This window comes from Gilvibacter sp., from assembly GCF_013214815.1.
Taxonomy (GTDB): domain Bacteria; phylum Bacteroidota; class Bacteroidia; order Flavobacteriales; family Flavobacteriaceae; genus Gilvibacter.
Map to the genome: position 1 here is coordinate 1 of NZ_JABSPU010000027.1, position 20,128 is coordinate 20,128.

13 protein-coding genes are annotated in these 20,128 nt (G+C 44.7%); 11 read left to right on the top strand and 2 right to left on the bottom strand.

What is annotated here, in order from left to right; genetic code table 11:
- The 3 genes from HRT75_RS07450 to polA all read left to right on the top strand — a co-directional run.
- A partial coding sequence (locus HRT75_RS07450; RefSeq protein ID WP_291184630.1) for a tail fiber domain-containing protein occupies nucleotides 1–2,769 on the top strand: 2,769 nt, incomplete at its 5' end.
- A gap of 128 nt (nucleotides 2,770–2,897) precedes the next feature.
- Nucleotides 2,898–5,537: a tail fiber domain-containing protein gene (locus HRT75_RS07455; RefSeq protein ID WP_291184633.1), complete on the top strand. Its 2,640-nt coding sequence runs from the start codon at nucleotides 2,898–2,900 to the stop codon at nucleotides 5,535–5,537.
- A 167-nt stretch (nucleotides 5,538–5,704) separates the two neighbouring features.
- A complete protein-coding gene (gene polA, locus HRT75_RS07460; protein ID WP_291184636.1) occupies nucleotides 5,705–8,542 on the top strand; it encodes a DNA polymerase I in 2,838 nt (945 codons plus the stop codon).
- 3 nt (nucleotides 8,543–8,545) lie between these two features.
- Here polA and HRT75_RS07465 read toward each other — a convergent pair whose 3' ends face one another.
- Nucleotides 8,546–11,203, bottom strand: a complete 2,658-nt coding sequence (locus tag HRT75_RS07465; RefSeq protein WP_291184639.1) for a DUF5916 domain-containing protein — start codon at nucleotides 11,201–11,203, stop codon at nucleotides 8,546–8,548.
- 205 nt (nucleotides 11,204–11,408) lie between these two features.
- Between HRT75_RS07465 and rplM the strand changes: the two genes are divergently transcribed.
- The 4 genes from rplM (at nucleotide 11,409) to tsf (ending at nucleotide 14,068) form a co-directional block, all read left to right on the top strand.
- On the top strand, nucleotides 11,409–11,852 hold the full coding sequence (rplM, locus tag HRT75_RS07470; protein ID WP_272830380.1) for a 50S ribosomal protein L13: 444 nt from the start codon (nucleotides 11,409–11,411) through the stop codon (nucleotides 11,850–11,852).
- A gap of 9 nt (nucleotides 11,853–11,861) precedes the next feature.
- Nucleotides 11,862–12,248, top strand: coding sequence for a 30S ribosomal protein S9 (gene rpsI, locus HRT75_RS07475; RefSeq protein WP_291184642.1), 387 nt, complete (start codon nucleotides 11,862–11,864; stop codon nucleotides 12,246–12,248).
- Between the two features lie 150 nt (nucleotides 12,249–12,398).
- Nucleotides 12,399–13,193, top strand: coding sequence for a 30S ribosomal protein S2 (rpsB, locus tag HRT75_RS07480; protein WP_291184645.1), 795 nt, complete (start codon nucleotides 12,399–12,401; stop codon nucleotides 13,191–13,193).
- 53 nt (nucleotides 13,194–13,246) lie between these two features.
- A complete protein-coding gene (gene tsf / locus HRT75_RS07485) occupies nucleotides 13,247–14,068 on the top strand; it encodes a translation elongation factor Ts (protein ID WP_291184648.1) in 822 nt (273 codons plus the stop codon).
- 70 nt (nucleotides 14,069–14,138) lie between these two features.
- On the opposite strand, the gene HRT75_RS07490 is transcribed toward tsf, so the two are convergent.
- Complete coding sequence (locus tag HRT75_RS07490; protein WP_291184651.1) at nucleotides 14,139–14,843, bottom strand: spondin domain-containing protein; 705 nt, start codon at nucleotides 14,841–14,843, stop codon at nucleotides 14,139–14,141.
- 142 nt (nucleotides 14,844–14,985) lie between these two features.
- Here HRT75_RS07490 and pyrH point away from each other — a divergent pair, with 142 nt between their 5' ends.
- The 4 genes from pyrH to HRT75_RS07510 all read left to right on the top strand — a co-directional run bounded on the left by pyrH (nucleotide 14,986) and on the right by HRT75_RS07510 (nucleotide 20,070).
- Nucleotides 14,986–15,693: a UMP kinase gene (pyrH, locus tag HRT75_RS07495; RefSeq protein ID WP_291184654.1), complete on the top strand. Its 708-nt coding sequence runs from the start codon at nucleotides 14,986–14,988 to the stop codon at nucleotides 15,691–15,693.
- Between the two features lie 47 nt (nucleotides 15,694–15,740).
- Entirely contained in the window at nucleotides 15,741–16,295 is a 555-nt protein-coding gene (gene frr / locus HRT75_RS07500; protein WP_291184656.1) for a ribosome recycling factor, read from the top strand.
- A 78-nt stretch (nucleotides 16,296–16,373) separates the two neighbouring features.
- Nucleotides 16,374–17,600: a hypothetical protein gene (locus tag HRT75_RS07505; protein ID WP_291184659.1), complete on the top strand. Its 1,227-nt coding sequence runs from the start codon at nucleotides 16,374–16,376 to the stop codon at nucleotides 17,598–17,600.
- Between the two features lie 67 nt (nucleotides 17,601–17,667).
- Entirely contained in the window at nucleotides 17,668–20,070 is a 2,403-nt protein-coding gene (locus HRT75_RS07510; RefSeq protein ID WP_291184662.1) for an MMPL family transporter, read from the top strand.
- Nucleotides 20,071–20,128 lie beyond the last annotated feature (58 nt).

Genomic DNA, 20,128 nt, shown 5'->3' on the forward strand with positions numbered 1-20,128 from the left:
GGCCTTTCCAACAACACTTCCGGGAACTCCAATACGGCTATTGGCTCCACAGCAATGATCAATAACACTACAGGCTCTGGAAACACCGCTATAGGAAGACAATCATTAGCTATCAATACAAGTGGTAATGACAATACCATGATCGGATTTCAAGCTGGTCTTAGCAATTCCACAGGTAGTCAAAATACAGGAATGGGATCTGCCACCTTAGACGCAAATACCACAGGGATTGACAACACGGCTGTAGGATATGCAGTAATGGGACAGAATAATATCGGGAGTCAAAATACGGCTGTAGGCCGAGCAGCAATGAATTCTAACACAGAAGGGATTCATAATACTGCTATTGGTGCCAATGCACTTTTTGGAAATATTTTCGGAGAATATAATATAGCCATAGGGTCTAGTGCCTTGTTTGGACCGACAACCGGGGATTTCAACATCGCCATTGGAAGAAATACAATGTCAACGGCAGGCACTTTTACGGCAGCCCAATACAATATTGCTCTAGGAGATCAAGCCATGTCTGGCTTAACTTCTGGATCTCGGAATATTGGAATTGGAGGTTCCTCATTGACCACACTCACTACGGGTATTGGTAATGTTGGTGTTGGGATGGAATCTTTAGAGGCTACCACTACAGCCCAAAACAATACGGCCTTAGGATATCGAACAGGTATGAGCAATACTGATGGAGAGTCAAACACTTTCATCGGGGCGCGTAGTGGAGAGAATAGTACCCGTGGCAGCAACAATGTCTTTTTGGGCGCTAATGCTGGTTTCAATAACGGATCGGGTAGTGACAACGTTTTTTTGGGTTTTTCAGCGGGCTTGAATGAGACTGGATCTAATTTGCTTTATATCGCAAATTCAAACACGAGCAGTCCATTGATCTGGGGTGATTTTTCTGCAAGCGATCTGCGCATCAATGGCCAACTCCAAGTGGGTAATCCATCGGGAACTGGCTATGAGTTTCCGGCAACTGATGGTACCCTAGGCGAAGTTTTACGAACAGATGGTGCAGGAAATGTTTTCTGGGCTAACATTAGCACTGGAACCGATGATCAAACCATAGAGACCTTTTCATTCAATGCCGCCACCGAAATACTTACTTTGGAGATCGAAGACGACGGCGTTGCCGCACGGACCGTAGACCTTTCGAGCCTTGACACAACTAATGCTTTGGATGGAGCCTACGATGAAGGTGGTGCCGGAGCAGGAAGAACCATTACAGCAGACAATGGAGCTGTAACCGTTGCCGGTTCCGATGGTTTATTGGTTACAGGTACCTTTGGAAGCGGCAGTACTATCTCAGTCTCCGGAGCTGGTGATAGAATGTTCTTCAATCCACGAAAAGCAGCTTTCCGAGCGGGAACTGTTGGAAATGGCGGCATATTCGACAATACTGCCTGGGATGATGCTAACGTTGGAAACCGCTCTTTTGCAGTAAACGCTGGCACCATTGCATCTGCCTCCTATTCATTTGCCTCAGGTCTGGCTTCTGAAGCAAGAGGGGTTGCCAGCACCGCCATGGGCTACGGAACCATTGCAAACGACGACTACGAAATGGCCGTGGGCGAATGGAATACGGTGACAATTGGTCGATCATTCGTAGTAGGAAATGGAACCTCAGATGTGACAAGATCTGATTCTTTTGAGGTATTCACCGATGGCCGAGTAACCATAAATGAAGAATATACTTTGCCCACTACAGATGGTTCAAGTAATCAAGTACTAACTACCAATGGTTTTGGAACAGCATTTTGGTCTACCCCTTCTTTTTCTGATGCAACTACAGCCAGCAATGGACTGAGCGAGTCCTCTGATGACATCCAATTGGGTGGATCTCTAAGCCAAGAAACGACCATCACTTATGGAGCAAATAATTTCATCCATAATCTAGACGGATCCGGATACTTTGAAGTGCAAGATGAAGGCACGGCCAAATTCCGCGTGAGTAATACGGGTAATACACGTGTAGGAGGCGATCTGCAGATCAATCAAACGGATGTGATGGGAACTCGTTTGATTGACCTTACCAGCACGGGTTCAACAGGCTTGGTGGATGTTTTTGCTTCTGGTATTCGCACTACGCAAATAGCAGGAACAGGAGACACTTATTTCAACGGAGGCTCAGTTGGAATTGGCATAACCAATCCAACAGAACAGTTAGATGTTTCTGACAATACCACGGGCTTTGTTGCTGATTTTTATAATGAGAGCTTAAGTTCATCTGCGGATGGGATCAGCATACGACTAGCGGCTTCCTCACCAGGTAGCGGCGCAGATTATATTGGATTCAGACGAGGTGGAAGTGGTGTATCCGGTAGAATTTCAGGCACAGGCTCGGGGATTCAGCTGGTTACTACCTCAGACAGACGCCTAAAGACCAATTTTGAACCCATTGCTAATGCGCTGGATATGATCAGTGATATTGAGCCGCAGTGGTATGAATTTAAGTCTAATCTGGGATTCAAGGAACTTGGCTTTATTGCTCAGGAGGTTAAAGAAGTTTTTCCACAGATTGTCACTGGAGATGAAAGCAGCGACCCCAACGAAGATCCCATGATGGTTGACTACGCCCGAATTACTCCTTTGCTAACCGCAGGTATCAAAGAACTCCATGAAAAGGTAAAAGTACTTGAAGCAGAGAACGCACAATTGAAAGCACAATTGGATCAGTACGCAGCACTTGAAGCGCGTATTGCCGCTCTTGAAGGAGGTGATAAATCCAAGACGTCCGAAGCTCTAGCTTTATCTGAAGAATAGTCAACAATAGTGCAATTGCATTATTGTGTTTTGAGAAGAAAAGCCGCTGTGGGGAGCGGCTTTTTTTTTATTTTCAAGTTCGATGTTAACCTTTTGCTATTGACGGTAACCAAAGGAAAACCGTCGAAATGAAACCACTATTGAGCCTATTAGGCCTTTTCCTATTTGCCACCTCCATGTACGGGCAAGTAGGAATCAACAACGTTTCCCCAAACGCCAGTTTAGATATTTCAGCTTCTGATGCAACCGATCCCGCCAATACGGACGGAATCTTGATTCCGCGTATTGATCAATTTCCAACTTCAGATCCCGGCGCAGCGCAAAACGGCATGCTCATTTATTTGACCACTGCAGACGGCGGTAACCTCCCTGGCTTCTACTTTTGGAATAACGGAGCCACTACTTGGGAAGCCGTTGGTGATGGCGCAGGCCAGATCAATGAACTCTCAGACGGTATTTATGACGGTTCCTCCTTGTTTTTGGGAAATGGAGCGGGAGCTAATGATGATGGAGCAAACGCAAACGTGGGGATTGGAAATCAAACTTTAAGTGCTGTTACCTCTGGAATCAACAATACCGCCATGGGAAGTGGGGCATTACAAACCACAGAAACCGCCAGAGATAACTCAGCCTTTGGTGTAGCGGCTATGCAAGCCACCACTACTGGAACCTATAATGTTGCTTTTGGTTCCAATGCACTAGCAGCGAACATGACTGGAGGTAGTAATGCCGCCTTTGGCGCGAGAACCTTGTTGATCAGCACAGAAGGAATTTTTAATACAGCTATAGGTTCTGATGCCATGACCTATGTGACAGGTACTTCCAGGTTTAATACGTCAGTCGGCGCACAATCACTTACCGGAAGCTTCTCCATTGGCAATACAGGCTCAAGAAACACGGCAGTTGGATTTCAAAGTATGCGCAGTAATAGAACTGCTGAAGATAATGTTGCAGTTGGCTATCAAGCACTTGATATAAATACTACTGGTAATTACAATACCGCAATTGGATCAAGTGCACTGGGCTCGAACTCAACGGGAGCTACTAACACAGCAGTTGGGTATAATTCACTCGCAGCGAATCTAACAGGCTCAGTCAATATTGCTGTGGGAGCAGGAGCTCTTTCAGGACTGTCTCAAGGCTCTTATAATATTGCTATTGGTAGAAACACCTTATCAAATTCTTCCAGTTCTGCATCGGCCGTATACAATGTTGCGCTGGGTGATAATTCTTTGGCAAACATAAGCAGTGGAAGTTACAATATTGGTATTGGGAGAGAGGCCCTAAATGCAGCTGGATCAGGGAGCAGAAACACAGCCAATGGTGCATTTGCACTGAATTCTCTCACATCAAGCACTGGAAACACTGCCATCGGATATGCCAGCGCAAGTTCCTTGGTGAGTGGTCAAAACAATGTCTTTATTGGTGAAGCAGCTGGTCAAATTGGAACCACCGGCACTAACAACACATATGTGGGTGCATCATCAGGAAGGAATAATACTGGAAACGGGAATGTATTCATCGGTAAATCTGCTGGTTCATCTGAGACATTCGCTGACAATCAATTGATCATTTCCAACTCTGCAAGTACCGAGTTGGTTTGGGGCGACTTTGCTGCAAACGAGTTTCGAATCAATGGTACACTTCAAGTAAGTGATCCTAGTGCGGGCGGATACGAGTTTCCAGCATTTGACGGAACGGCAGGGCATATTTTGCAAACCACCGGTGTGGGAGATCTGTTCTGGGTCTCTGCGGCCAGTGCTGTCTATCCGAGAAATGGAGTTGAAGGAATTGGTGGTGGAATCGGTTTGGGCGGAGCACTTACGCAAACCACTAGCTTAGATCATGACGCTTATGATTTCACTCACGATTTAACTTCATCGGGTGACTTTGCTGTTGCAGCTAGCGGTACCCGTTTTTTTGAGGCGACTGCTGGAGGTTTAGTGAATGTGGGCGGTGATACCTATTGGAGAAACGGCTCCACTACCGCAACCGTTACAGGACGCTACTACGATTCCAGTGGTGCAGGGATCTTAGACCTTTACAACAGTAGTGTGCGCACCAGGATCAACAGTAATGGAGATTCCTTTTTTAACGGCGGAGAAGTAGGTATTGGAATGACCAGTCCGAACAACCAATTAGACGTGACCGACAATACCACCACCTATGTGGGTGATTTTTACAATACCAACACAGGAGTTTCTTCTGATGGGATCAGTGTACGCCTAGCCGCTTCACTGCCAACCACGGGAGCTTATTATGTGGGATTCTTCAGAAACGTCGGTGTGACTGTTGCCGGACGGGTTGCGGGAACCTCATCTGGGATCGGGGTGCAATATGTGACCACCTCAGATGCTCGTCTTAAAACCAACTTCCAAGAGGTGGACGGCGCTTTGAGTATGATCTCTAAGATCAATCCGCTTTGGTATGAGTTTAAATCCAACAGAGGGTATCAAGAAATGGGCTTTTTGGCGCAAGAACTCAATACCATTTACCCATATGCGGTATCGGGAGAGGAAGACAGTGATCCCGAGACCAACCCCATGATGGTAGACTACGGAAGAATCACTCCGCTGCTGACGGCAGGAATTCAAGAGCTGGAAGAAAAGGTGACCAACTTAGAAGAAAATGTGGCTCAACTGCAAGCAGAGAATGATTCCTTAAAAGCATCACTTGCTCAATATCAAGCTTTGGAGGCGCGTATTGCGGCTCTTGAAGGGAACACCTCAGAAAAGAATAATCAGGCCTCAAACAGTGCCGAAAAATAAACCACAACGTTCAGTGGGATGGACGTTGTGAGTTCGTAGAAAAGCCGCTGTGGGGAGTGGCTTTTCTTCATTTTAGGACCTTTGGTTTCTCAGCAGAATGGTTCATAACTTTTAAAAGTACAACGCCTCGGTTTTTGTACCTTTAAACGCAACAACGAACCACAATTATGTCCGATTCCAAAAGACTGTTCCTAGTCGATGCTTACGCCCTGATATTTAGGGGATATTACGCTTTTATCAAAAATCCTCGAGTAAATTCAAAGGGAGAGAACACCTCTGCCATTATGGGCTTTATGAATTCTCTTTTGGACGTGATCAAACGCGAACGCCCGGACCATTTGGCAGTTTGTTTTGACAAAGGCGGTAGCGACGTCCGCAATGAAATGTTTGCAGACTACAAGGCAAATAGAGATGAAACTCCGGAGCCGATCTTGTTTGCGGTACCCTATATCTACAAAATCTTGGAAGCCATGCATATTCCCATTATGGTCAAGCAAGGATTTGAGGCAGATGACGTTATTGGAACCCTCGCTAAAAAAGCAGAAAAGGAAGGCTACCAAACCTTTATGGTGACCCCAGACAAGGACTTTGCTCAATTGGTGAGTGAAAATATCTTTATGTATCGCCCGGTTTTTGGCGGCGGATATGAGACTTGGGGTGTAGAAGAAGTTAAAGCCAAATTTGAAGTAGATGATCCTTTGCAGGTCATTGATTATTTAGGGATGATGGGAGACAGTGCAGACAACATTCCTGGGCTACCTGGAGTCGGTGATAAAACAGCAAAAAAATTCATCAAGCAATTTGGCTCTATGGAAGGACTTTTGGCCAATACCGATCAGCTTAAAGGAAAAATGAAAGAGAAGGTTGAAGGCGCCAAAGAATTAGGCCTGATGTCTAAAGAATTGGCCAAGATCTTATTGGATGTTCCTGTGGAATTTGACGCTGAGGACTTTGAGATGTCAGAACCGGACACCGAAGCAGTAAAAGCAATTTTTGAAGAGCTGGAATTCAGACGTTTGATCGACAATTTTTTAAAGACCTTCAATCAGCAAGCTTCAGAAACAGCATCTACCGCAGAAACACCAAAGGCAGCTTCAACAGCCTCAGCAAGCAAAACTGCAGGGGCCGGTCAATTCTCGCTTTTTGATGCTCAAGGTGCTGCTCCAACAGCTGCAGCAACTAGTTCGAGTAGACAAACCGCCGCTGTGGCCGATCACTTTTATCAAAGCGTGGATACAGAATTAGGGGTTTCTCTTTTGATAGATAAACTCCTCAAGCAACAGAGCGTTTGCTTTGATACCGAGACCACCGGTTTGGACCCATTGATTGCCGAGTTGGTTGGAATTGCTTTCTCCTGGGAAGTAGGCAAAGGATTTTACGTTCCTTTCCCTGCAGACCAAACAGAATGCAAAGCATTATTGGAGCGATTCCGTCCGTTTTTTGAAGCTGAAGGGATCGAAAAGATCGGTCAAAACCTAAAGTATGATATCAAGGTACTAGCCAAGTATAATATGCCTGTGCTTGGACCTCTTTTTGACACCATGCTGGCGCATTATTTGATCAATCCAGACATGCGCCACAATATGGACGTACTGTCTGAGACTTATTTGAACTATACCCCGATCAATATCGAGGAACTCATCGGTAAAAAAGGAAAGAATCAACTCTCTATGCGAGACGTTCCTCTGAGTAGACAAACGGAATACGCCGTAGAGGACGCCGACATTACCTTGCAACTCAAGGAGCATTTTGTAAAAGAGCTCGATGAGGCAAATACTCAAAAACTTTTCAAAGACATTGAGCTGCCGCTGCTGCGCGTCCTTGCTTCTATGGAATTGGAAGGTATCAATCTCAACAAAGACTTTCTGGCACAATTGTCCGAAGCTTTGGACACAGATATCAAAAAGTTAGAAGCAGACATTTACGAGGCTGCTGGGGAAGAATTCAACATTGCCTCTCCACGTCAATTGGGTGAGATCCTCTTTGGAAAAATGCAATTGGTTGACAAGCCTAAAAAGACCAAAACTGGTCAGTATTCTACTGCAGAAGACGTACTCTCCTATCTGGCCAAAGATCACAAGATCATTCGTGATGTTTTAAGCTACCGCGGACTCACCAAACTCAAAAGTACTTATGTGGATGCCTTGCCGCAGCAAGTTTCAGAGGTAAGCGGAAGAGTTCATACCGATTATATGCAGACTGTTGCCGCTACCGGTCGTTTGAGCAGTAACAATCCGAACCTTCAAAACATTCCGATCCGCACCGAGCGTGGCCGCGAAGTGCGAAAGGCGTTTGTCCCAAGAGATGAGGAGCATGTGCTACTCGCAGCGGATTACTCGCAAATTGAACTTAGAATTATTGCTGCTTTGAGTGAAGAGGATAATATGATCGAAGCCTTTAATAAAGGTGAGGATATTCACACCTCAACGGCGGCTAAGGTCTTTGGAGTTGACCCGAGTGAAGTGACACGAGAACAACGTTCTAACGCCAAGACGGTCAACTTTGGAATCATCTATGGAGTTTCTGCTTTTGGGTTGAGCAATCAAACTGATCTAAACAGAACGGAAGCCAAAGAGCTCATTGAAACCTATTACAAGACCTATCCCAAGCTCAGAGACTATATGGGCGCTCAAGTGGATTTTGCCCGAGACAATGGCTATGTGCAAACAGTATTAGGCCGTCGTAGATATTTAAAAGACATCAATAGTCGCAATGCGGTGGTTCGCGGCGCCGCAGAACGTAACGCAGTGAATGCGCCTATTCAAGGTAGTGCAGCGGATATCATCAAAATAGCGATGATCAACATCCACAAAAAACTCGAAACAGACAATTATAAGACCAAAATGCTGCTCCAAGTACATGACGAATTGGTGTTTGATGTATACAAGCCCGAACTGGAAAAGGTCAGTGCTATGATCCGTACTGAAATGGAAGCTGCTTATAAACTAGCTGTTCCTTTAGTAGTGGATATGGGCCTCGGCCAAAACTGGCTCGAAGCCCACTAATTCTTACAGTACAAAGCGGTAAGTCGCTTTGATCAAAAAGGTGTTTTGCGGCCTTTGCTGCAGCAGTTGATTATCAATAATAGTATTGAAATCATTGCTTGGGTCACCCAAGCCGGTAATCCCTTGTGACCACACTAAAAAGATCTCAGAGCCAGGAATATATTCCCAGCGCAATACCAGGTTAGATCTGAACTGTACAAAGGCAAAATCTGGATCGCCAAAGGCGTAATCTGTGGTGCCGTCTCTGTCCTCGTCCACAGAATACAAACCGTCTGCAAAGGAGATCTGCTGCTCATCAAACCAAGTCACACGTTGGCTGAGGTCTTCTGCCGTAGCATCGTTCACATAGTTGAAATTGGTAAAACTCGCCTTGAAGATAAACGGCTGGCCGTAGTATTGTATCGTCAAGTTTGGATTGATGTTGTAATTCACTCTTAAAGTTGTGCTCAAGGATTCATTATCTATCTCCCCAAGAATATAACGCGGGGTTTCACCAAAGGCAGTCTGGGTGACGTATTGGGTTTTATTCGGATTCTGCTCGTACTCCACATTTAAAGACGCACTCAGAGAGTTTATAGGCTGATAGCGCAAGCGCAAAACATATCTTCTAAACTGAAAATCCAGATTGTCCGCATCAGAATGCACGTAACCTAAGGTTCCGCTGAGTCTTTTGCGTTGATCGGTTCCGGAAAAAATAAAGAAGAAGTTCTCATCAGAAAAACGCCAACGTGGGCCTCCGCGTAAAAAGGTATTGGTAAAGATGCGCGGCTTGTGGGCGGCACCCACTTCTGTAAACCAGTTGTTCTTCCAATTGACAAAACCGTTGATCTCGTATTGAATGCGGTTGTAATTCCCCTCAAAATCATAGGAAGTGAATTGATTGACCCCCACGTTTGCTTCGCGAAACCAAGAGGTGGGTCGGTTCCAAAAGCGGCGAACGTTCGCGTATTGTCTAATATCATCCGCTTGACGCAAAAACCCAATATCATTGAGTTCCAATTCTGGGGAACGGAAGTTTCCACCAAAATTATAACGCCAGTCTCCACTTTGACGCCCGATCTCAAATCGACCGGAAGTTCCACTCAAAGAGGTTCTCATAGTGTCAACCTCCACGTGTCCCGCGTCTACGCGTTGAAAAAGGTGGGTTAAAGAGCGCTGGGTTCTGGTAATGGCTTCCTTACTTCCGCGTACCGTACTCATTACAGCACTTCCTTCTACATAGTATTTTCTATCCTTCCAATTGTGTTTAAAATCCAATCCGCCGGAATAGGCATGAGAATGCAGGAAGTTTAAACGATCTTCCATATTGCGATGCGTTGCAGTAAAGATTCCTCCGATATAAGAATTACGATCGTTAAAGTCCTTTTGCATACGCCCTACAAAATAGTTCGTCAAAGGTTCCACAACTTCCTCGCGCTCCTCGCCTAGCTCGTCAATACTGGCCAAAACATCCTCATCATCCGTAAGGGTAATCTCTGCCACGGATCGTGCAGTAACACTTTCCAAAATTCCAATGGCCCAGCCGTCTTTGGTCTTCCCACTGAACTTGGCCGCCCCTAAAATGGTTGAGTTGATCGGCACATCGGCAAACTCCCCTCTGGAAGCCCTCGCTGTAGTTCCGCCCTGCGGGCTGCGACCAATCCGACGAGAGAAAAACACATTGTCTGCCCCTCCACCCAATCTAAAGTCAAAAACGTTCTTGTTCTCTACAAAAAAGGGTCTACGCTCTTGAAAGAAGATCTCAAATCCATCCAGAGCAATGGCTCCAGGGTCTGCATCTACTTGTCCAAAGTCAGGATTGATGGTAAGGTCTAAGGTGAGGTCATTGGTCACCCCGATCTTGGCATCCAAACCCCCGGTAAACTTAGTGTCTTGGCCATCACGAAAAGGGTTTCCCTGTTCAGGCTCATAGGTGTCTAACTGTGCAAGCGTATAAGGTTGTATCTCTAATTGTTTCTGCGGAGTCAGTCCAATAAGGCCTCGTAATTCCCCAAACTCACTAACCCATCCTGGCGGGTTTGCCGGTAGGGGCTGCCATAGGGAACGCTCCTCATTATTGAAGTAGCGACGCGTGGATTGCAAGCCCCAAACCTGTTCGTGGTCGTTTCCAAAGCGAAGCTGACTCAGCGGAATACGGATCTCTGCCGTCCATCCTTCATCATCCACATTAACGTCGGTGTACCAAATAGGGTTCCAACTGTCGTCAAAGTTGCCATTCTCTGAAATGAACTCATCCCCTTTTACCCCACTGGCAGAAATGGTAAAACTGAATCCGGAGCGATCATCTCCAAAACTGTCCAAATTGATCTCTACCCAATCTCCCGGGAAATCATCACGACGTCCCATACGACGCTCAATGGTAGCGGGATCTTCCTGATAACATTTAAAGGCTACGTATAAATTCTTCTGATCGTAAACGATCTTCATCTTGGTCTGCTCGGTTGGCGGCGTACCTACATCCGGTTGGAATTCTACATAATCTGTGGTCCATTCTACCAGATCCCAAGCCGGATCGTCTATAAGACCATCGATCTTTGGGGCAGCGGTATCCCCAATGGAGGTTGTAGTGTAGGAGCGTTTGGGATAGGTAGTGTCCTGCGCAAAAAGAGCGCTTACAGCCAATAGAGAAAGGGCTGCGGTTAGTGATAGGGTTCGCAACATTGTTAGTTAGTTTGATTATAAGGACAATCAATAGTTACGAACGTGACAGTTTTTAAGATTTTTTTAATAGAAGTTTAACATCAACCACCCGCTAAAACGGGCTTTGGATTTTAAGTCTTCATTGCTTGTTATTCAAATAAATAATAGTACATTTGCACCCCGATTTTGTCCAAATAAGGAATGTTTAATACAAAAAATTAAAAGGGTGGATACATTAAGTTATAAAACAGCATCTGCAAACAAAAGCACTGTAAAAAAAGAGTGGTTGCACGTTGATGCTGAAGGACAGACGTTAGGTCGTTTGGCTTCTGAAGTTGCAAAATTGCTACGAGGAAAGCACAAGCCTAGCTACACCCCTCACGTGGATTGTGGTGACAACGTGATCATCACCAACGCAGAAAAGGTAGTACTTACTGGAAACAAATGGGCCGATAAAACGTATATCCGTCATACGGGTTATCCAGGTGGACAGCGTTCACTTACTGCTCAAGAGTTGAAAGAAAAGAATCCTGCAGGTGTTGTTGAGAAAGCTGTAAAAGGCATGCTCCCAAAAAACAAACTAGGTGCTCAATTATTTAGAAACCTAAAAGTTTATGCTGGAGCTGAACACGGACAGGAAGCACAAAAACCAAAAACAATTAATCTTTAACGAAAAGTAATGGAAGTTATTCACAAGATTGGTAGAAGAAAGACTGCCGTTGCTCGCGTTTATGTTTCTCAAGGAAAAGGAAACATCACTGTAAACAAGCGTTCATTGAATGAATACTTTACTACAGACGCACTACGTTACAAAGTAAACCAACCGTTCATGTTAACTGACAACGAAGGAAGCTACGATGTTAACGTTAACGTATACGGAGGTGGAATCACCGGACAAGCAGAAGCTGTTCGTTTGGCGATCTCAAGAGCTTTGTGCGAAGTAAACGAGGAGTACCGTGCAAATCTAAAACCAGAAGGCTTGTTGACTAGAGATCCAAGAATGGTAGAGCGCAAGAAATTCGGACAGAAGAAAGCGCGTAAGAAATTCCAGTTCTCTAAACGTTAATTGGCCGCACTTGTCGCTTGAGGCAAGTGCCATCCGTTCATTTATTATTGAAACAGCTGTTATTTCTGCCTGAGTGCAGGAAGTTAGTTTAGCATCTAAACCACCCCAAAGGGTGCGTTGCTATCTAGACAGAACGTAAACTAAAACAAAATGGCAAAGAAAATCGAAGTAAAAGAATTACTCGACGCCGGGGTGCACTTTGGGCACCTCACCCGTAAATGGAATCCAAACATGGCTCCTTATATCTATATGGAGCGTAATGGAATCCACATCATCAACCTTTACAAGACTGCTGCAAAAATTGACGAAGCTAACGAGGCGCTTAAAAAGATCGCCGCTAGCGGACGCAAGATTTTGTTCGTAGCTACTAAGAAGCAAGCGAAAGATATCGTTGCTGACAAAGCGAGCAAAGCAAACATGCCTTATATCACTGAGCGTTGGCCAGGAGGTATGTTGACTAACTTCGTAACTATCCGTAAGGCGGTTAAGAAGATGTCCTCTATTGATCGCATGAAGCAAGACGGTACTTTTGACTCTCTTTCTAAGAAAGAAAAGCTTCAAGTAAACCGTCTACGTGCTAAGTTGGAAAAGAACTTAGGTTCTATCTCTGACATGAGCCGTTTGCCAGGTGCATTGTTCATCGTGGATACGACTCGTGAGCACATCGCCGTAAAAGAGGCACAAAAATTGAACATCCCGATCTTCGCTATGGTTGATACCAACAGTGATCCTCGTGAAGTTGATTACGTAATCCCATCTAACGACGATGCTTCTAAGAGTATCGACAAGATCGTTTCTCAAGTTTCTGAGGCGATCATTGAAGGATTGGAAGAGCGCAAAGCCTCTAAAGAAGGAGAAGCTAATGCAGCTCCAAAGGCTGAAGCAGCTCCAAAAGCAGCACCAGCCCCAAAAGCTGAAGCAGCTGCAAAACAAGAAGAAGAATAAATGTATTCAAGCGGATTTCCGCTTGAGTTTTTCAACACTTAAAACAGAAAAAAATGGCAAATATCACAGCCGCAGATGTAAACAAATTGCGTAAAGCAACTGGAGCGGGGATGATGGATTGTAAAAAAGCTTTGGTTGAGGCCGATGGTGACTTCGACAAGGCTATCGAGATTCTTCGTAAAAAAGGTCAAAAAGTAGCTGCAAAGCGTGCTGATCGTGACTCTAGCGAAGGAGCTGTTATTGCAAAGGTAAACGATGGTGCTTCTAAAGGAGTGATCGTTTCTTTGAACTGTGAAACTGACTTCGTTGCTAAGAACGATTCTTTCGTTTCTTTGGCTCACGACCTTGCTGAATTAGCATTGGCAAGCAGCTCTAAAGACGAATTCTTGGCTGCAGATTTCAACGGAATCTCTGTTCAAGATAAATTGACTGAGCAAACTGGTGTTATCGGTGAGAAGATCGAGATCGGTGATTTCCGCGTATTGGAAGCTCCTTTCGTAGGATCTTACATCCACGCAGGAAACAAGATCGCTGTTCTTACAGGTCTTTCTGCTGATGTTGACGGTGCTGATGTTGTAGCAAAAGATGTTGCAATGCAAGCCGCTGCAATGAACCCTGTTGCTCTAGATGAGTCTGGAGTTGATCAGGCAACCATTGAAAAAGAGATCGAGATCGCTAAAGATCAATTGCGTCAAGAAGGAAAGCCAGAAGAGATGTTAGACAACATCGCTAAAGGAAAACTAAAGCGTTTCTTTAAAGACAACACTTTGGTTAACCAAGCTTTCATCAAAGACAACAAACAAAGCGTTAGCCAATACGTGAAGACTATTGGTGATGTAGACGTTGTTTCTTTTGAGCGCGTTGCTCTTGCATAAGCATTCAACGATATAAAATAAAAAACCCGCTTCCATGGAAGCGGGTTTTTTTATGGTCTTTTTTGTTTGCTTACAGATCAGTACGCGTAATGGTGATTGATCCAATAGCTGGCGTCAATCCTCCAGACGTTCCAATTGGAGGCGTATTGACAATACTGATATTGCCTTGTGGACTCGTTGGGTTGTCTGCAGCGTTATAAGTGTCTCCGCTGTCGGTTCCAGCGTCAAGTACAGAAAGCGTCAAAGTCTCCTCGCTTACCAAAACATCGCTTGGCAAAACAATAGAGAAACTGTCAACTCCTGCAAACCAGTCCGGACTCGGCGTCATGGAAACCACAAAACTAATTGAAGTCTTTTCAGGATCTACAGTTACGTTTACAGACTGTGCCGCTGTTGGCCCTCCTCCGGCAGCAGAAGATGTCACGAAGAAATCTACGCTGTCTTCAGAACCTGAACTGGTCAGTTCTGTGGCCAAAGCACTACTGTCTCCAGTCTCTGCAAATACCTGTAATCCGGCACTTGCTTGTTGACCCAACCTGAAAACATTGTTCCCCGGTGCGTGAACCGCAACCAAAATATTAGAGAATGCAGCATTAGCTGGATAATCTGTAGGGAACTGAGCTTCAGTCCAATTCGGGTTAAAGGTGACACGGTAAGTGGCAGTTACCGGATTGTCCCCTTCTCCTCCGCCATCGTCAGTGTTGTTGTTGTCGTCGCTCGAACAGCCTGTAAAAACTAGGGCTGCAAATAGAGCCAGAGATAGAAACTTTTGCATAATTAATTTTTTCTAAAGATAGCATTATTTGATTTGATGAATTTAATCTCCCGATTTTTTCATCGGAGGTCAAGTATACGAACGTTCAACAAAATAAAAAATTACTTTTTCTGCCTATATTTGCACAAACCCGCGCTAAGGCATGAAATACAACAGAATTTTACTCAAATTATCCGGAGAAGCCCTAATGGGAAATCGCCAATACGGTATCGATCCAGATCGTTTAGACGACTACGCTAGAGAGATCAAAAAAATCACGGATTTAGGAGTACAAGTAGCCATTGTTATCGGTGGCGGAAACATCTTTAGAGGTGTTGCGGGAGCTTCCCGAGGCATGGATCGTGTTCAAGGTGATCATATGGGCATGTTGGCCACTGTGATCAACGGTTTGGCTCTACAAAGCGCCTTAGAAGACAATCAGGTTCCTACGCGCTTACAAAGCGCCATTAAAATAAATGAAGTAGCCGAACCGTTTATTCGTAGAAAGGCGATCCGTCATTTAGAAAAAGGACGTGTGGTTATTTTCGGTGGAGGAACCGGAAACCCGTATTTCACGACAGATTCAGCAGCCGTTCTACGTGCTATTGAAATTGGTGCCGACGTGATCTTAAAAGGTACTCGCGTGGATGGAATTTACACCAGCGATCCGGAAAAAGATTCCGACGCCACAAAATTTGACTATATTTCCTTTGACGATGTGATCAAGAAAGGCCTTAAGGTAATGGACACCACTGCCTTCACTTTGAGTCAGGAAAATGAGCTTCCAATCATTGTCTTTGACATGAATACACAGGGAAATCTCTATAAAGTGATCAGTGGAGAGAAGATCGGAACCAAGGTGAATATTTAACGAATTTTTGGCCTGATATTTGACATCCCCAATATAAATTTGGTTTTATGGACGAAGAAGTAGACTTTATTATTGACGCAGCCCGAGAAGGGATGCAGAACTCTATAGATCACCTCAAAAAGAAGCTGATAAACATCCGCGCTGGAAAAGCCTCACCATCTATGGTAGGAAGCGTGATGGTTGAGTACTACGGCACACCAACTCCTTTGAGTCAGGTGGCTAACGTAAACACCCCAGACGGAATGACCATTTCCATTCAGCCTTGGGAAAAATCTTTGATTCCGGAAATCGAGAAAGGAATTCAAATGGCAAATCTTGGCTTCAACCCGATGAACAACGGGGAAAGCGTGATCATCAATGTGCCGCCACTCACAGAGGAGCGCAGAAAGGAATTGGCTAAACAAGCCAGATCAGAAGCCGAAGAAGCTAAAATTGGAGTTCGCAACGATAGAAAATCAGCCAATAACGAACTTAAAGGATTGGATATCTCTGAGGATTTGAAAAAGAATCTAGAGATTGACATTCAAGAAATGACCGATAAACACATTGCCTTGATCGATTCGATCCTCGATAAGAAGGAGCAGGAGATCATGACGGTGTAAGCCCTCGTCAATACAGGCCCGCAAGGGCCTTTTTTAGTACCTCATTTGCAAAAGTCCGCCGCGTTTAAACTGTTGTTTTTGCTGACCACTACCCTGGCCATAGCTCAGCAACCCGTGGTGACTACCCAAGACAGCATCCCGGAGAAACCACCTTCAGTCTTTAAAACCGGCTTCTACCCGCTTTCCTTTTTTGACTTTGACCTGCGTTATTTAGTCAAATACAACAATTATGAAGGCATCCGTTTGGGGATGGGAGGGACCACAAACGACAAACTTTTTGAAAGCTTAAAGTTTGGTGGCTATTTTGCCCGTGGTTTTAAAGACCAAGCCTGGAAGTTCAGTTTTGGTGGTAGCGTGCGACTCGCCGAAGAACCAAAGTCTTGGCTTAGTTTGACCTATGTAGACGATATCTCAGAACTGGGGAGTTTCTTTTATTTGACTGATGCGCGAGTGTACAATGTTTTTGAACCGCGCTTGGTGAACATCTCACAGTTTTACAAACACCGTACTTGGCGTACCAACTATCAGCAACAACTCACTCCGAAGATATTGGCGGAATTCAAACTCTCGCGCAGCAATATCACCCAAATTGAAGACTATCAGTTTGAAATTGGTAATGAGGTCTTTTCCAACTACGTCATTGCAGAGGCCACAGCCTCTTTTAGGTTTAGCCCTAAAACGAACTTCTTTTTAAGTGAAGACGGAGAAATCGAATACTTTGACGGCTTTCCAAAGATCACTGCACAAGTTTCACAAGGACTGCGCAGTTTCTTTGATGGTGATTTTGAATACATCAAGCTGGGCCTTAAACTGGACTACTACCTCAAACGAACCGATCTGTCGAGTACCAACATCCTTTTGGAAGGAAAACTGGGAATTGGGGATATCCCTTTGACTCACTTGTTTCACGCCTTCCCAAACAGTCCGACAAGAGATCGAATATTGCAGCGTTTCTCTGTAGCAGGACGACAGAGTTTTGAGACCATGTATTTTGGAGAATTCTTCTCGGACAAACTGATCTCACTCCAAGTGCGTCATGCGCTGCGTCGTTTTTATATTTCAGATCGAATGAAACCCGAGTTGGTATTTATAACGCGACATGCTCTAGGATCTTTAGTTCAACGGGAAAGACACCTCGGTTTGGACTTTGACACCTTAGAGCAAGGTTATAATGAAATTGGGATGGAACTCAACAAGATTTTCTCCGGATTTGGACTGAGTTTTGCCTACCGTTATGGTGCCTACCACCTGCCTGAATTCGAAGACAACCTCGCCTTTAAATTCACCTTCTACCTTAGTATTTAATTAACCCAGCAAATCCTCTGCTTTGCCTCTTATTTTAGTACCTTTGCGCGTATTGTAAGCTGTCTTAGTGGATAAACTTTTCAGTATAGGATTTTGGGGCGCCGTAGCCCGTTTCATTTTGCGCAATCGCCTGCTCATGTTATTGGTGATCGCAGGGATGACGGTCTTTATGGGACTGCAATGGAAACATATGCGTTTCACCTATACGGAAGCCAACCTACTCCCGGACGAGCATGAAGTCAACCTGGCCTACAACAATTTCTTAGAGACTTTTGGAGAAGAGGGCAATTTGATCGTGATCGGGGTGAAAGACACCGCGATCTTTCAACCAGAAAACTTCTTAGCCTGGGATGCGCTTTCCAAAAAAATTGGACAGTACCCAGAAATTGAGCTGACCTTGTCCGTTGGCGACCTGCAAGTCTTGAACAAAAACCAAGATGAGGAGCGTTTTGATCTGGAACCCTTTATCACGGACTCCATTCCAACAGCAGAGCAGTTAGCCTGGTACAAATACCGTCTTTTTGAGAAACTCCCTTTTTACAAGGGTCTTTTATACAGTCCGAACAAGCAATCCATCCGAACAGGGATCTATCTCAAGAAAGAGTTGGTCAATACACCCGCTCGCCGCGACTTTATAATCAACGACCTTATTCCGGAGATCGAGAAGTTTGAGAACACCTACGACATTACCGTTTACACCTCGGGGATGCCGTATATCCGAACCCTAAACTCTCAAAATATCATTGATGAGATCGGGTTATTTATTGGAGCCGCGCTGTTGGTAACCTCGCTGATCTTCTTCTTTTTCTTCAGATCCTTTAGAGCGACTTTCATTTCCATGATCACCGTGATCATTGGAGTGATGTGGGCCTTTGGTATTTTGGGCTTGCTGCATTATGAAATTACCGTGCTCACGGCACTGATTCCGCCTTTGATCATTGTGATCGGGATTCCGAATTGCATCTTTTTGATCAATAAATATCAGCAGGAAATAAAATCCCACGGGAACCAGGCCAAGTCTTTGCAACGTGTGATCACCAAAGTTGGAAACGCAACCTTGATGACCAATGTGACTACAGCTTCCGGTTTTGCGACTTTTATTTTGACCAAAAGCCAATTGCTCAAGGAGTTTGGTACGGTGGCCTCGATCTGTATCATCGCGATCTTTTTGCTTTGTCTGTGTATTATTCCGATTGTATATAGTTATATGGCGATCCCGAAATACAAGCACTTAAAGCACTTAAACAAACGCTGGATAGGCAGTTTTGTGTCCTGGATGGAAAATATGGTGAAGCATCACCGCGTAGCGATTTACGCAGTTTCAGTCATCCTTTTAACGGCGAGTATCATTGGAATATACAAAATCGAGATCTCTGGAAGTATCATTGAAGATATGCCCAAAAGCGCCGACTTCTTCCAAGACATTCGCTTTTATGAAAAAGAATACGAGGGCTTAATGCCTTTGGAGATCCTCATCGACACTAAACGAGAAGAAGGGGTGATGAAATTAGCGACCATCAAACGCATGGACAAGCTACACACCATCATTGAAGAGATCCCAGAATTCTCTAATCCAGTTTCTGTGGTCAATTTGGTCAAGTATTCCAAACAGGCCTACTACAACAACAATCCGGAGTTCTATCAATTGCCGAATTCTCAGGAACGCACCTTTATTCTATCCTACGCAAAGAACTCTTCAGAGAGTACAGATCTGATGAAAAGCTACGTGGACACTACGGGCCAGTATGCGCGCATTACCACTTTCATCAAAGACACGCCTACCGAAAGGATGAATGAAATTGAAAACGACTTATTGGAAGAGATCGGTAAGATCTTCCCAGAAGAACGCTATGAGGTGACCCTCACCGGGAAAGCTTTGGTATTTCAAAAAGGAACCAGTTATCTGGTCCGCAACCTGATCATCTCTCTGTCATTAGCCATTTTGCTAATTGCCTTATTTATGGCTTGGATGTTCCGAAGCGTAAAAATGATCTTAGTCTCCCTTTTACCAAATTTACTACCGCTATTGGTGACCGCAGGAATGATGGGATTCATTGGTATTCCTATCAAACCTTCAACCATTTTAGTATTCAGTATAGCCTTTGGTATTTCTGTGGATGATACCATTCACTTTTTGGCGAAGTACAGGCAAGAACTCATCGCCAAAAAATGGAAGATCTCCAGATCAGTTTATGCAGCGCTTCGTGAAACCGGTGTGAGCATGTTCTACACCTCCATAGTGCTATTCTTTGGTTTTTCAGTATTTATGATCTCTAGTTTTGGAGGTACAGTGGCTTTAGGCGGACTGGTTTCGGCCACTTTGCTCTTTGCTATGCTGTCTAACCTCATGTTACTCCCCTCTTTGTTGCTTTCCTTGGAACGCAGCATTGCCAATCAAGATACGATGCGAAAACCATCGCTGAGAATCATCTTGGACAAAGAAGAAATTGAATCCCTAAAGGATAAATAAACGCGGGCTTGTCGGTGTCTTGACGAACATCTATATTTGCCCCGTATAAAGCGAAAGT